General features: G+C 40.7%; 13 protein-coding genes. 4 read left to right on the plus strand and 9 right to left on the minus strand.

The features are described from left to right. Positions 1–23: 23 nt before the first annotated feature. The 3 genes from M595_RS22130 to M595_RS22140 form a co-directional block, all read right to left on the minus strand. Complete coding sequence (locus tag M595_RS22130) at positions 24–737, minus strand: SDR family NAD(P)-dependent oxidoreductase (protein WP_023068706.1); 714 nt, start codon at positions 735–737, stop codon at positions 24–26. A 29-nt stretch (positions 738–766) separates the two neighbouring features. Further along, positions 767–2,107 carry a cytochrome P450 gene (locus tag M595_RS22135; RefSeq protein WP_023068717.1) on the minus strand — a complete coding sequence of 447 codons (1,341 nt, stop codon included), beginning with the start codon at positions 2,105–2,107 and terminating at the stop codon, positions 767–769. 85 nt (positions 2,108–2,192) lie between these two features. Further along, on the minus strand, positions 2,193–2,807 hold the full coding sequence (locus M595_RS22140; protein ID WP_023068711.1) for a hypothetical protein: 615 nt from the start codon (positions 2,805–2,807) through the stop codon (positions 2,193–2,195). Between the two features lie 221 nt (positions 2,808–3,028). Between M595_RS22140 and M595_RS22145 the strand changes: the two genes are divergently transcribed. Then, a complete protein-coding gene (locus tag M595_RS22145; RefSeq protein WP_023068710.1) occupies positions 3,029–4,366 on the plus strand; it encodes a RuBisCO small subunit-like domain-containing protein in 1,338 nt (445 codons plus the stop codon). Between the two features lie 17 nt (positions 4,367–4,383). On the opposite strand, the gene M595_RS22150 is transcribed toward M595_RS22145, so the two are convergent. Beyond that, positions 4,384–5,016 carry a TMEM165/GDT1 family protein gene (locus M595_RS22150; RefSeq protein ID WP_023068716.1) on the minus strand — a complete coding sequence of 211 codons (633 nt, stop codon included), beginning with the start codon at positions 5,014–5,016 and terminating at the stop codon, positions 4,384–4,386. A gap of 536 nt (positions 5,017–5,552) precedes the next feature. Between M595_RS22150 and malQ the strand changes: the two genes are divergently transcribed. Then, positions 5,553–7,055, plus strand: a complete 1,503-nt coding sequence (gene malQ / locus M595_RS22155; RefSeq protein WP_023068707.1) for a 4-alpha-glucanotransferase — start codon at positions 5,553–5,555, stop codon at positions 7,053–7,055. 60 nt (positions 7,056–7,115) lie between these two features. Here malQ and M595_RS22160 read toward each other — a convergent pair whose 3' ends face one another. Together M595_RS22160 and M595_RS22165 are read right to left on the minus strand one after the other, a co-directional pair. Continuing rightward, entirely contained in the window at positions 7,116–8,027 is a 912-nt protein-coding gene (locus M595_RS22160) for a helix-turn-helix domain-containing protein (RefSeq protein ID WP_023068712.1), read from the minus strand. Between the two features lie 57 nt (positions 8,028–8,084). After that, positions 8,085–8,837, minus strand: a complete 753-nt coding sequence (locus tag M595_RS22165) for a pseudouridine synthase (RefSeq protein ID WP_023068713.1) — start codon at positions 8,835–8,837, stop codon at positions 8,085–8,087. Positions 8,838–9,134: 297 nt separating this feature from the next. Between M595_RS22165 and M595_RS22170 the strand changes: the two genes are divergently transcribed. Beyond that, on the plus strand, positions 9,135–9,863 hold the full coding sequence (locus M595_RS22170) for an LmeA family phospholipid-binding protein (protein ID WP_040484510.1): 729 nt from the start codon (positions 9,135–9,137) through the stop codon (positions 9,861–9,863). A gap of 68 nt (positions 9,864–9,931) precedes the next feature. On the opposite strand, the gene M595_RS22175 is transcribed toward M595_RS22170, so the two are convergent. The 3 genes from M595_RS22175 to M595_RS22185 form a co-directional block, all read right to left on the minus strand. Beyond that, entirely contained in the window at positions 9,932–10,831 is a 900-nt protein-coding gene (locus M595_RS22175) for a phosphatidate cytidylyltransferase (RefSeq protein ID WP_023068702.1), read from the minus strand. A gap of 99 nt (positions 10,832–10,930) precedes the next feature. Continuing rightward, the gene (gene cbiT, locus M595_RS22180) at positions 10,931–11,533 is read right to left on the minus strand and encodes a precorrin-6Y C5,15-methyltransferase subunit CbiT (protein ID WP_009783937.1); all 603 of its coding nucleotides are present in this window, start codon (positions 11,531–11,533) and stop codon (positions 10,931–10,933) included. Between the two features lie 59 nt (positions 11,534–11,592). Beyond that, positions 11,593–13,059, minus strand: a complete 1,467-nt coding sequence (locus M595_RS22185; protein ID WP_023068718.1) for an aminotransferase class I/II-fold pyridoxal phosphate-dependent enzyme — start codon at positions 13,057–13,059, stop codon at positions 11,593–11,595. Positions 13,060–13,431: 372 nt separating this feature from the next. On the opposite strand from M595_RS22185, the gene M595_RS22190 reads away from it, so the two are divergent. Beyond that, positions 13,432–13,964: hypothetical protein (locus M595_RS22190; RefSeq protein ID WP_023068708.1), on the plus strand; the 533-nt coding region annotated here is incomplete at its 3' end.

Here is a 13,964-nt window from a genome sequence, read left to right on the forward strand (position 1 = left end):
AACCTGAATCAATAAACCTTGAATCAAAACTTCTCTACCGAAGGACGAATATCCAATTCTAACGTCCAAGTGGTTGCCGATTGTTGATGTAATTGCCAATAAATTTTCGCGATCGCATCGGGTAAAATTAAGGTATCTGGTTCACGTTGGGGAAACATTTCTCGCACTCTCGGTGTATCAATTAACCCATCAATCATCACATGAGCAACATGAACCCCTTGCCGACCAAATTCTCGCGCTAGAGACTGCGCCAACGCCCGTAAACCAAATTTCCCCACCGCCAACGCCGAAAACCCCGCAGAACCCCGTGTAGCGGCAGTTGCGCCTGTAAAAATAATCGTTCCTTTGGCTTGTTCAACCATTGCGGGTAACACCTGTTGGGCGGCTAAAAAGGCACCAAAACAGTTAACCTTCCAGCTTTGTTCAAACTGTTCGGGAGTCAGTTCTAATATTCCCCCCATTTGTAACATTCCAGCATTATAAATTAGAACTTCTGGGGTTCCCAATTCGGTTTTTACTTCTGCAAAGGCTTCTGTAATTTTAACAATATCCGTCGCATCTACTGTTACCGATATTGCTGTTTCTCCAAACTGTTTAATTTCTTGTTCAACAACAGTTAAATGGTCTAAATTTCTCGCCATCAATGCCACCGCATACCCCTGACGTGCAAACTGATAAGCAACAGCAGCACCTAATCCTGGGCCGACTCCTAATACAACTGCAACGGGAACACCCATAACACCCTCTTTTGTATTTTAACTCTTTATTAGTTTAAACGATTTACAGCAACTAAACTCAGTTGAGCGGGAGGAGATAAAGTTAAGCCTCGACGAACAGGTTTATAGGCTTTATGATGGGGAAGTTTGAGTTGCCAATCTGATAAAATTGTTGCTAAAGCAATCTTCATTTCTAAAGTTGCCATTGCGCTGCCAATACAACGACGATGACCCCCACCAAAGGGAAAAAATTCATAGGGGGAAAATTGCCGTTGTAAAAATCGTTCGGGTTTAAATTTTTTAGGTTCGGGATAAATATCTTCTCGTTGATGAACCAGATAGGTACAGGGAAATAATACCGTTCCAGTTTCAAAGGAATAACCGCCCAATTCTAAGGGCTTTTTCAACACCCGTACACCTGATGTTAATGTAACCGGATAAATTCGCAACGTTTCATTACAAACAGCGGTTAAATAGGGGAGTTTAGCGATTTCGCCCAGGTGAGGATTTTCACCTAAATTAGCTAATTCAAAGCATAATTTATCCTTGACTTCTGGTAGGTAATGTGTCCAATATAACGCCCAAGTTAAGGAGGAAGCAGTGGTTTCATGTCCGGCAATTAATAAGGTCACTAATTCATCTCTAAGTTCAGTTTCACTCATCGGTTCACCTGTTTCATCTCGCGCCGACATTAACAGAGTTAAAATATCATCGCCGGCAAAATCATTCTTTTGTTTTCGTTCACGAATTTCGGCATAAATCATCTCATCGGCTTGTTGTTTGTAGCGCAAAAAACGCCCCCAAGGACTCCACTCGCCCCAGTCTTGACGCAGACTTGGGAAGAACATTAAAGTCGCGGCTAAAGGTGAACCAATAGACTCCATCATCGCACTTAAAAGATGTCGTAATTGTTCATAACGTTCGCCTTCTGTGAGTCCGAAAACGGCTTTTAAAATCACTCGCAAAGTAATATCCTGCATTAAAGCCCGAACTCGAAAGGGTTGACCGATTTTAACTTGTGACATCACTTGTTTAGTAATCTCACAAATAAGCTGATTGTAAGTTTTTAAGCGTTCACCATGAAAGGGAGGCATTAAGAGTTTACGTTGACGTTCGTGGCGTTCTCCATCCACCATAAAAACTGAATTATTTCCCAGTAAAAAGAGTAATACTCCTCCAGCATTTCCGGTTCTAAACTGTTCAGCATTGGCGGTAAAAATCTTTTCAATTGCTGCGGGATGATTTACATAAACAAGGGGAGTTGCTGACTTGCCAATGCGAATAAAGTCACCATAACGCTGATAATAATCTTCTAAATAATCTAGGGGACGAGTAACGAATTTCATCATTCTGAGAACCCGAGGCGTTTGAGGGCCGTTTGGTAAGGTCATAAATGTTCTCCTTGTTGTGATTTGGCTCTTACAAAGATTATATACTTTATAGTATGACAGATTTTATTTAAAATTTGTCAATGAATTAAACTTGAGCTAAGACCTGTAACTCACATTGTTTAAATAGATAATTAACGGCAGAAAATAATCGTTCTAAATCTTGAATAGTATAAAAGGTTTTATGGCGAGTAAATTGATCAGACTTAAGCTGACCAAACTGCCAAATTTTTCCATTAGAAACAATCCCTAATAGGGTTTGTTCTAAGTCACCATTAATTTTCTGCACGGCAACTAACTCGGCTAAACACTGACCCCATCCTTCCTCAAATTTATCTTGTTTGGCTTCAACAACTAAAAAATAAGGTCGATCAAAGATAATCGTTCCTAACTCACTCCGTTTGGCAACAATATAATCAGGTTGTCCACAGAATTTTTCATCATAAATTAGGGTTTCATGACTCCAAAGAGTTAACTTTTTTCGGTAGGGTTTCCAAACCTCTTTTAAAAGAGGATAAATTAAATTTTCACAAATTGCATCTTCTGAGTTATCGACAACTCCATCATTAAATAACAACTCTAATTCTTCTTTAAAACCCGCAGGGACTAGAAACGCTGTTTCCACAACAAAATCTGCTAGAATATACTTAATTTTAAATTCTCTAGCCACTGCACTAATACTTTTGTAGCTACTAAATGGCATAAAACTCGATTCCCATAAAATTCTAATTTAATTATAGCAATCAGGAAGATCATAAACCTGTAGCTAAACCTAAACCCTGAGAATACCCTCTGAAATTTGCTTGAGGAAAAGGTAAACATTGAAATAACTGAAGGGTCAATCTGCAAAAATTTAATCAAATGCAATTTAAAAGGTCGGTTTTATCATAAAATAAGACTGTTCAATCAGATCTTACTCCTTGTATGTCTTATTACATCTCTCCCAGGTTTCTTGACAAATTAGCCGTTCATATCACCAAAAACTTTTTAAAGATCTCTAACCTGCGAGTTCCCCTAATTTTAGGAATTCATGGACGCAAGGGAGAAGGAAAAACCTTTCAATGTGAATTGGTGTTTGAGAAAATGGGATTTGAACCTGTAACGATTTCTGGCGGTGAATTAGAGAGTCCAGATGCTGGAGATCCTTCACGACTCATTCGACTGCGGTATCGTGAAGCCTCAGAACAAAGCAAAGTCAGAGGTCAAATGTGTGCATTATTTATTAATGATATTGATGCGGGGGCTGGACGTTTTGACTCGGGAACTCAATACACGGTTAATACTCAGTTAGTCAACGCGACTTTAATGAATATTGCGGATAATCCCACGAATGTTCAGCTACCTGGAAGTTATGATGAAACCCCGCTACAACGGATTCCAGTTATTGTCACCGGAAATGATTTTTCGACCCTTTATGCACCGCTAATTCGAGATGGACGGATGGAAAAGTTCTATTGGGAACCTGTCTCCAAGGAACGGATTGAAATTGTTGAGGGAATTTTTCAACAAGAACTTTTAAAACAAGATATCATCAAGTTGGTTGACGAGTTTCCTGACCAGTCAATCGATTTCTTTAGTGCATTGCGATCGCGAATTTACGATGAACAAATTCAACACTTTATTCATCAAATGGGAATCGAAAAAATTTCCAAGCGAATTGTCAATAGTACAGAAAAGCCACCTGAATTTAACAAACCTAATTTTAAATTCTCTCACTTGCTAGAAATGGGTCATCAGATGGTTGCCGAACAGCGACGCATCCAAGAGTTAAGATTAGTAGAGGAATATAACCAAAATCGCATTTTTCATCCCGATGCAATCTCCTCCCAACGAACCTTAAATCCTGTTGAGCAAAAAGAAAATTATACTCAAAAAACTCATCTTCCTTATAACCCTGTTATGCCGCCTCATCGGGTTGATAGCAAAGTCACAGGTGTAATGCAAGGGGATAGCAAAGGATCAACTTTTATTAGTGAAGGTCAGGCGGTGACAACGAAACTGAGTTTAAAGGTTCTCGAACAAATTGAACAGATTATAGAAGCAGGATATCGAGTCGGTTTGGAATATGCTGATTCCCGTCGCTTTAAAACAGGATCTTGGAAAACGTGTTCCATCGTTGATAGCACTCATCAATCGGAAATCATGGCAGAAATTGAGGCTTGTATATCTGAACATCCTAATGATTATGTGCGTTTAATTGGGATTGATACTAAAGCTAAACGCCGGATTATTGAGACAATCATTCAACGACCTAATCCCTAATTTTGGAGATGTTTGCTTTAGATAGCGTCTGTTCCTACCCCTTTCCAAATTGCGACTAAACCAAACAGGATAAATAAACAACCTCCGATGGCGGTAATCATGCGTTCAGAAATTTTTCCGGCGATTAATCGTCCGCCAACAACTGCTATCGCCGTACAAATCGCATGACCTAAAGTCGCGCCTAAAACCACTCCCAAGGGTTGATAAGTTGCCGCTAACGCAATGGTTGCAATTTGAGTGCGATCGCCCCATTCAGCCGTAAAAGTCAAGAAAAAAGCTTCTAAGATAATCCCCAGTGAACTGCTGAGTTTTGGAAATTTTGATTTACTTTTTTCAACAGCTTCTGCGGCTTCTTTTTCTTCTTCTTTGTTGGATGAAGTAGACATCTTGCTCGCATCGTATAAAAGTTTAATCCCAAAACTAAAAAAGAGTATTATTTCTGCATAATGTAAATAAATTCTGGGAAGAATAGAAATAATTTGACCCACAAAAACCGATAAAATCGTCATTACAGCTAAAGCGAGTGTAACTCCGATGAAAACCAATTTTCGAGAATAGCGAATGGAGAGAATCACCGCAATAAAAAAGGTTTTATCTCCAAGTTCAGAGAGAGTAATCAGTAAGAGTCCGGCAGTAAATGCAGTCAACATAATTGTATTTTAAATCTTCAGTCGTTACTTTATATTTGAGGTTGGAGATTTACGACTAATATTTTGTGAGTGGGTCTTTAAAACCCTGAACCTAATTAATCTACTCTATCTTAAATTTCAAAGAAAATCAAAAAATAAACCTAACTTTTTAGCTATTTCATAAATGAATTAAATATGATTCATTGTTAATTCATCTTGACGGCTTGAGGAGTGATGAATAAAATAGAAGATATTTGTATGATTAATGATTATTTGATTAAGGTAAAAAACTGAGATTTTCAGGGAATGTAATCAAGGATCAAGATCAAGACACTGAAATCAGAGAAAAGAGGTTGACCAACGATAACTAATAGGATCTTGTCTTTTTTGATTAACGACGGTCTCCAACAGGAGTAAGATAAATAAAGGATCTAAACGGACACGGACTGTCGTGCCAAGCCAACCGACCAGTAAAATTTGATCCATAGCTGGATGTCGAAAGGCAAATGATCCCTTAAAGTATTCTGATATTTATCACAGTCGCAATTGCGTTTATCATGCCATTTCCAAGATCTAGCGGTATTTTGCTTCACCCCACCTCACTACCCGGTCGATATGGGGTCGGAGATGTTGGCCCAGTTGCCTATCAATTTGTTGATTTTTTGAGAGATAGTGGACAACAACTTTGGCAAATCTTGCCCTTTGGCCCCACAGGATTTGGCAACTCTCCCTACTTATCCTATTCAGCAATGGCGGGAAATCCGTTATTCATCAGTCCTGATCTCTTATTAGAGGAAGAATTACTCACATCTCAAGATTTAGTCAATACACCCCTTTTTCCCGTCGAACAAGTTGATTTTGATAGCGTTAAAGCGTTCAAATGGGACTTGTTTAATAAAGCTTGTCAGAATTTCAAAAAAACCCTCACCCAACAAGACAACGAATTCGAGGGATTTTGTCGAAATAAGTCTTACTGGCTAGATGATTATGCCCTATTCATGGCAATTAAAGAAGCCCATGATGGCGAAAGTTGGCACAAATGGGACAATGATATTGCTCGTCGCCAACCCGAAGCCATCCAACAATGGCGCGACAAACTCGCCGATCAAGTTTTCTTTCATAAATTCCTACAATTTGAATTTTTCCGTCAGTGGTCCAAACTGAAACAATACGCCAACGAACAGGGAATACAAATTTTTGGAGACGTGGCGATTTATGTGGCGCACGACAGCGCGGATGTTTGGTCCCATCCTGATATCTTTTGCTTAGACGGCGAAACAGGTGAAGCGTCATTAATGGCCGGAGTTCCGCCCGATTATTTTAGCGCGACAGGTCAACTCTGGGGAAATCCGGTTTATAACTGGGAACGAGTTCAACAGAATGGCTTTAATTGGTGGTTACAACGGGTGCAATCGATTTTAGACTGTGTAGATATTATGCGGATTGACCACTTCCGAGGTCTACAAGCATTTTGGGCCGTTCCCCAAGGTGAAACAACCGCAGTGAATGGTTACTGGATAGAAGCACCTGGAGAAGCCTTATTTAATCTGTTAAATGAGAAACTTGGCCAATTGCCGATTATCGCCGAAGACTTGGGTTTAATTACCCCAGAAGTCGAAGCGCTACGGGATAAATTTGAACTTCCTGGTATGAAGATTTTGCAATTTGCCTTTGATTCCGGGCCAGACAATCCCTATCTTCCCTACAATTACAGTACGCCCAATTGGGTCGCTTATACCGGAACCCATGATAATGACACCACTGTTGGTTGGTTTAGTGAACGTTCTTTACAAGCCCAAGCCCGAGTGATGAGTTATGTGGGCGGAACGATGGGTCACGGCATTCATTGGGATTTAATCCAAGTCGCACTCGCATCGGTGGCGAATCAAGCTATTTTGCCCTTGCAAGACGTTTTAGGCTTGGGTAGCGAAGCCAAAATGAATCAGCCGAGTACATCAGAAGGAAACTGGTCTTGGCGGTTCTTACCTGGAGCCATTACCGATGAAATTCGCGATCGCCTTAGATCATTGACCGAAACCTATGGTCGGTTGCCCAGATAAATGTCTAGGGTAGTGTGAGGACTCGTTCTCACGGCTGACTAAGGCAACAAATAGCCCGTTTTAGGAATTCGAGTTAGGCGTTTGAGGTTGGGGGTGGTTGGCTTTAAAGACGACCTCCTCAACCATACCGGGTTCTCCCAGACGTTTGCTTTTGCCGTTATTGACTGTTACCATCACGCCGCCTGCATTCCCGGCGACAACCACTAACTCGTTTTTGGCTTTCCAACTTCGTTTGCTTCCGCCCGCTAAAATACCCTGAAATTCGGTTTTTCCATCAACTTCAATCAAAACCCAAGATTCATCTTTAACCGTAATTCCTACCTCAACGGTTTGGTTGACAGGTGCAGGTTGGGAAACAGGGGAAGTCGAGGCGTTTGTTGTGTTGTCTATCGAGGTCGGTGTCGCTTGCACCACAAGTTGGTCTTGACCTGGAGTTGAATTGTTCGCGGAAACACTCACCGACTGAGTTGTACTTGTTACTGGGACTTCCGCAATTCTGGACTCCGGTAAAATTTGAAGTTGGGGAGAGGATTGAATCAAATAGACCAAACCATTCATTGTCCCCAAAATTAACAGAATATAAGTCAGATAAAGATGGGTCGGTCGTAACTGAGGTAACGGTAACAACCAAGAGCTAGACTCTAGTGAGGGAAGAATCGGTTCAGGAAGGAAAAAATTTGCCAACTCCTCACCGTTTAAACCCAGGGCGTTTGCATATCGTCGGATTAAGCCTTGAGTATAGACAGGTTCAGGTAGATTTTCGACTAGACCTTCTTCTAAAGCTTGGAGTAAATGGCGGCGAATCATGGTGTAGGCTGCCACCATATCTAATGATAGAGAATGATGTTCCCGAGTTTGACGCAGTTGCAGGCCAACCTCAACCAATCTCTGAGCTTGTTCAATATTGGTAACAGAACGATTATTGTCACCCAGATTTTTTCTAATCATTGAGAACGGTAAACTTACTTTCATACGCACAACTCCTTAATATTTATATAAGTGATTGAGAAGACTTTTGGCATATTGAGGCTAGAGATTCACCTGATTTTGTAAAAATTCAAGTTCAGACGGAGTTAGAGATCGATAGTGACCCGGTGCTAATTCCGGTTTTCCCGGCGGATTAAGCTCAATTGAGCCAATGGCACTCCGATGAAGTTTAATCACGGGGTAGCCCAGTTGCTCTGCGACTTTCCGAATTTGTCGATTTCTTCCCTCAAATAAAATCACTTCTAAAAGCGTTTGAGAATCAATGCTCTGTTTTAACCGTCGGACTTCAGCCGGTATAGTTTTTCGACTTGATAATATCACCCCTTGGCGCCATGCTTGCAACACAGATTCGGGTGGATGACCTTGCACCCAAACTTGATAGGTTTTGGGAACATGGTGACGAGGATGGGTGAGGCGAAAGGTGAGTTCCCCATCGTTGGTGAGCAATAATGCTCCAGTGGAGTCTACATCTAAACGTCCCACCGGATGAACTCCCTGGCCCCTCTGTAGTCGGCGAGGTAACAAGTCTAATACGTTGCGTCGTCGGCTTGGGTCAGCACAGGTTGAAACTACCCCAATTGGTTTATTTAATAACAGGTAGATTGGCACAGGTCGATGAGAGGGTTTGATTGGCTTCCCATCTACTTCTATATCATCAGATGACGGATTTGCCTTTTGTCCTAAGTGAGCAATATTACCATTGACCCGCACTCGTTTAGCAAGAATCATTTGTTCGGCTTGACGACGAGAGGCAATCCCCCAAGTTGCCATGATTTTTTGTAGCCTTTCATCCATATCAGTCAGGATTGCGTGGACTTCTTCTCATAGACTTTTGAACCACGCTAAATTTTTGCACAATTTGGTAGACTATGTACAAATATTACAGCAATCAGTAATTCTTCCTACACAATCTCAATCTAAACATTTTGACTTGCTCAAACCGATTTGTCAGGGTCTCATGTCAAATATTGGGTAAAAATTGGGATATAACGTTTGTACAGCAGTTCAAAGATTTTCTTTTTGATCTTCTGATGCTGCCCACAGCACCCCATGGAAGTTTAAACTTAAATTTGTAAAATGCACAGTCAATCTATGAGTTCAACTGAGACATCATCTAAACAACTGGTTGGCAAGGTTTTATCGCGGGCTGTAAAATTATGGCTGCGATCGCAAGTTGAACAAATAGATGATTTAGACATTAAAATCTTGGGCAATAATCGTTCAATACTGACGGGTCATATTTCTCAGGTAACAGTTTGGACGGCCTATGCGGTTTATCGAGGACTACACCTGACGCAAGTTGATCTGTGTGCATCTGGTATTCATATCAACATCGGTCAAGTTCTTAAAGGCAAACCCCTAAAGCTGCTCAAATCCTTTCCCGTTGATTGTCAAGTCTGTTTGCTTTCGGCCGATCTTAACACCTCCTTACAAGCTCCTAGTCTCACCAATGCGATCACAAAATTCCTTCTTCCTTTGATTCAATCGCAGAATCCAAAGAACTGCAATCTTTCTTTCCCGAATGACATTAAAAGTTTGCAAAATCTACAAATGGTCTTAGGCCAGGATCAACTCACACTAACCGCAGAGATGCTATCAACCAACGATGAATTAACTCCTTTTTGCTTTCACTCTGAATTGTACCTTGCCAGCCCAACAGAATTATTACTCGCCTCTCCCCATTTAGAACTACCTCAACAACAGCAGCATTGTGATCTCGATAACATGACCATTGACCTGGGAACAGATGTCAATCTTCAACAGTTAAGTATTAGTCCCGAACAATTACAGATGAAAGGAGAAATTAAAGTGAATCCTTAAGAGGAGATGGGGAGGTTGGGAGATCAAAATATTTTGACTTCTGACCTCACGACTTCAAACGGTGTAGTCTATGAAGATAACCGCGAAAGCAACGGTAACAATAACGTAGTGAAATAATAAACCAACGGTGCTGTAAACACATAACTATCAGCCCGATCTAAAATTCCACCATGACCCGGAATCAATTGTCCAGAATCTTTCACCCCTGCATCTCGTTTCATCATCGACTCGGTTAAATCTCCGAGTAAACTGGCAATCCCAATCAATAAACCCAACGCCGCACCTGACCCTATAAAAATCGGCCATTGCAAATACCAAGCCCCGGTAATTGCCACCGCCATACTACCAATGACGCCAAAAACAGCCCCTTCGACCGTTTTTTTCGGGCTAATATCCGATAGACGAGTTCGCCCAAACAACTTCCCAACCGTATAAGCCCCAATATCCGCCGCCCAAATACACAGAAACGCGAGTAATGTTGCCGTCAGTCCCACCGGAAGATTACCCGGATGAGTCCAAAACTGCGGCCAGTTGAGGTTAAGTTGAGGATTAGTAATCGCACTGCTAACCAAAAGTGAAGGGTGTTCAATCCCAACCCGCAATCTAATCCAATAACTCGGCAAATACCCTCCATAAAATAAGCCTAAAATTGAGGAGGCAATATCAGCAATCGTGGATAGCTTCGGCTGAAACAACAAGTAAAAACAGATCAATGTTCCCGCCAAAGCAAACATCGCATCAACTAAAGTCGGTGCAAAAGCCGCCGTAATTAGTAAGGCTTGACTCACCGCTAAGGTTGTTTTCCCCGCAGGTTCAATTCCCTTTGCCCTCACAAGCTGAAAATATTCGAGTTGACCGAGATAAATAATAATCCCAAAGCCAATCGTAAAGTACCATCCTCCCCAAAGAATCATTCCCAGGGCGACGGTGATTGCAACAATTCCACTAAAGATGCGAGACCAAGACATAGGACAGATGATATGGCATGATGCGGGATAAAACGGTTAAACCACTCAATCCCCTAACTCTAAGTATGACGGTATTGAGTAAACAAGTTACAATTTTCCCTAATCGAGTTTCTCGCCGCTGAGAATAAACATCGGGTTAATCGCTTCAAAAGATTGACTTCCTCCCCGACGTTCTAAACGGTTAATGGAAGATTGAACCACCTCAACATGACGAACTTGCAACTGGGCAAACCCTTCAGAAATTCCATAAAGACTCTCTAAGTTAGAAGCTGTCGCCACAATTCGGCCTCCGGGTTGTAGATATTTCCAGGCTTCCGCTAAAATCGCCTTGATATCCCGTCCCCCTTCTAGACAGACTCGATGGGGAATCGGCGATAAATCTTGCAGACATTCTGGTGCGCTTCCTTCCACAACTTCTACATTATCAACCTCAAAGCGATCGCAATTCTGGCGAATTAAACTGACAACATCAGAGTCTCGTTCGACTGCAATAATTCGACCTTGAGGACATAATAAACCAATTTCTACTGGAATTGTACCAGTACCAGCACCAATATCCCAAACTACAGAGTCGCTTTGAAGTTGCAGCAGAGAAATTAACAAGATGCGAACTTCTCGTTTACTCATCGGAATACCCGGTAAACGTTCAAATAATTCATCGGGAATACCGGGAGTGATATAAGGCCAGAGTTTGGAAGGCATAAAATAACTTGAAATTCAGAATATATCTCTTAAGAATAGACGGACTCGATTCTTTTATCTTAATGGAAAGATTTGCAAATTTTTAGGGTTTCGAGAGTTGGATCGCTACATCCCGTTATTGTCGCACCAACTGACAAAACTTTATGTAAGTAATTGATCGCATCTGCGCTAATTTGTTCACCTGGCATCAAAATCGGAATTCCTGGCGGATAGGGACAAACCATTTCTGCACTAATACACCCAACACAATCATTCACGCTTCGCCTCTGACTCGCCCCCTCAAACGCCTCCCGAGGTGAAAACCTGACGACAGAGGAAAACACAGGCGGAAGCGGAAACTCTGGGGAAATTGTTTGAAAATCAGGGATCATTGCAGACAATTGAGTAAACCCTTTAACCAGTTGCTCGATATCGGCTTTTGTATTCCCTAAACTAATAATAAACGTTAAATGCTTTAAATTGGGTAACTCTGCCGTGACCTGCAATTGTTGATGTAAAATCTCATCGGCTTGATAACCGGTTAACCCCAAATTAGAGACGTTTACACTCAAGCGAGTCGGATCGAGATCCCAAAATGAATCTTGTTTGTTTTCCGGTAAATTCAACACTGAAATTCCGGGAATTTTATCTAACAATTTTCGCGCTTGATCGGCTAACTTGAGAGTATGATTCATCAACTCTTGTCCTTGAGTTGCCATTTGTTGACGGGCTGCATCCAGAGAAGCTAATAACAAATAACTCGGACTACTTGATTGAATCATTTGTAGAGCTTGATTTAAACGATTTCGATCTATTCTATTGCCTTGAATGTGCAGCATCGAAGCTTGGGTCATTGCACCCAATACTTTATGAGTTGATTGTACAACTAAATCGGCTCCGGCTGTTAATGCGGCTGTAGGTAAATCTGAATGAAAATAAAAATGTGGCCCGTGTGCTTCATCAACTAAAAGGGGAATATTATAGTCATGAGTAATTTTAGCAATTTGTTCAATATTTCCACAAATTCCCTGATAAGTTGGGTAAACAATTAGAACGGCTTTAATATCTGAATATTGTTTTAATGCGGTTTCAATGGCTTGGGGAGTGATGCAATACGTTAAATCCCAATCAGCATTATATTCGGGTTGTAAAAAGACTGGTATTGCTCCCGATAAAATCAATCCAGAAATAACAGATTGATGAACGTTTCGCGGCATTATTATTTTATCACCCGTTCCACAAGTTGCCAAAATAGCGGCAATAATTCCCCCGGTTGAACCATTCACTAAAAACCTCGTTTGTTCCGCCCCAAATGCTTCAGCCGCAAGTTGTTGTGCTTCGTCGATAACGCCTTCGGGTGCAAATAAATTATCAAGTTCGGGGAGTTCGGGTAAGTCGGCTTTAAACACTTGTGAACCCAATACATTTTGTAATAACAAATTAATCCCGTTTCCCCGTTTGTGTCCGGGTGCATAAAAGGCGGCGTGGGGTCGATTGGCGAGGGTTTTTAAGGTGTCGAGTAGGGGTGTTTTGGTTTGGTCTAGCATGATTTATTTTGAAAGGGTTACTAACAGTCTCCTAGCCCTTAATTCTGGACTAATAGCCCCCCTAACCCCCCAATTCTGGGGGGAATTAGAATTTCCTTTTCAAAGTTCTTCATTAATCAAAGTCACCTATTAATCAAAGTCCCCCATTATTGGGGGATTTAGGGGGCAGGGAATTTTTGGGGGCAGGGGGATTTTAAGGACGATACAGAGAAATATACAGTTCAGTATGTTATCATTTTTACAACTAAAATCAGAAAATATACCAACTTTTTTTGAATTTATCCGAGTTAATTATACCGTTGTTGTCGCATTTTTCCAAGTCCTACATCAACATCTTTAATTCTGCTTGATAGCGACTGTTTTGAGAGTACAATGGTTAATAACTGCACGTTTGGTTGGTTGACTGTTAAAGCAAGTGTTAAAGGGATTGAGATTAAAATGAGTGAGAAACAAGAAGAATTTCTTTTTACTAAGGATATGTTTGAACATTTACCTGATTTTATAGATAAATTTTCAGAAATAGAAGGTAAACAATTCAGTTCTTCAAAAACACAAGTTTTTTCAAAAATTTTTTCAAACTTAAAAAAAATTTCAAATCTTACATACAACTATCTTGAAAAATCTTTAAAGCATTATCCTAATTTTTCGGTTAGTCAAGCATGGCTTGATAAGTCAAGTAAACCTGACTATGAAATTAGATTATACTTTTTAATTCGTGTATCAGACCAATCGTATATTCATACAGATCATGTCACTATTTTTTCATTAAGTTTAAGCCCTCACAACTTAAAAATACAATCAGAGATTTTGCTTGAAAACACCAAAGATAATATAGCTTTTTTAAAAGGTCGAGTAGAAAGATTAAAAAACACAAATAAAAGATACTGTTGGGGATTAGATATAAT

Origin of the sequence: Lyngbya aestuarii BL J, from assembly GCF_000478195.2 — a bacterium.
Taxonomy (GTDB): Bacteria; Cyanobacteriota; Cyanobacteriia; order Cyanobacteriales; family Microcoleaceae; genus Capilliphycus; species Capilliphycus aestuarii.

Excerpts from the sequence above, each read along its gene's own strand:
- M595_RS22130 (WP_023068706.1), bottom strand. The coding sequence starts at position 737 with ATGGGTGTTCCCGTTGCAGTTGTATTAGGAGTCGGCCCAGGATTAGGT.
- M595_RS22135 (WP_023068717.1), bottom strand. The coding sequence starts at position 2,107 with ATGACCTTACCAAACGGCCCTCAAACGCCTCGGGTTCTCAGAATGATG.
- M595_RS22160 (WP_023068712.1), bottom strand. The coding sequence starts at position 8,027 with ATGAAAGTAAGTTTACCGTTCTCAATGATTAGAAAAAATCTGGGTGAC.
- cbiT (WP_009783937.1), bottom strand. The coding sequence starts at position 11,533 with ATGCCTTCCAAACTCTGGCCTTATATCACTCCCGGTATTCCCGATGAA.
- M595_RS22175 (WP_023068702.1), bottom strand. The coding sequence starts at position 10,831 with ATGTCTTGGTCTCGCATCTTTAGTGGAATTGTTGCAATCACCGTCGCC.
- M595_RS22150 (WP_023068716.1), bottom strand. The coding sequence starts at position 5,016 with ATGTTGACTGCATTTACTGCCGGACTCTTACTGATTACTCTCTCTGAA.
- malQ (WP_023068707.1), top strand. The coding sequence starts at position 5,553 with ATGCCATTTCCAAGATCTAGCGGTATTTTGCTTCACCCCACCTCACTA.
- M595_RS22145 (WP_023068710.1), top strand. The coding sequence starts at position 3,029 with ATGTCTTATTACATCTCTCCCAGGTTTCTTGACAAATTAGCCGTTCAT.
- M595_RS22140 (WP_023068711.1), bottom strand. The coding sequence starts at position 2,807 with ATGCCATTTAGTAGCTACAAAAGTATTAGTGCAGTGGCTAGAGAATTT.
- M595_RS22170 (WP_040484510.1), top strand. The coding sequence starts at position 9,135 with ATGAGTTCAACTGAGACATCATCTAAACAACTGGTTGGCAAGGTTTTA.
- M595_RS22185 (WP_023068718.1), bottom strand. The coding sequence starts at position 13,059 with ATGCTAGACCAAACCAAAACACCCCTACTCGACACCTTAAAAACCCTC.
- M595_RS22165 (WP_023068713.1), bottom strand. The coding sequence starts at position 8,837 with ATGGATGAAAGGCTACAAAAAATCATGGCAACTTGGGGGATTGCCTCT.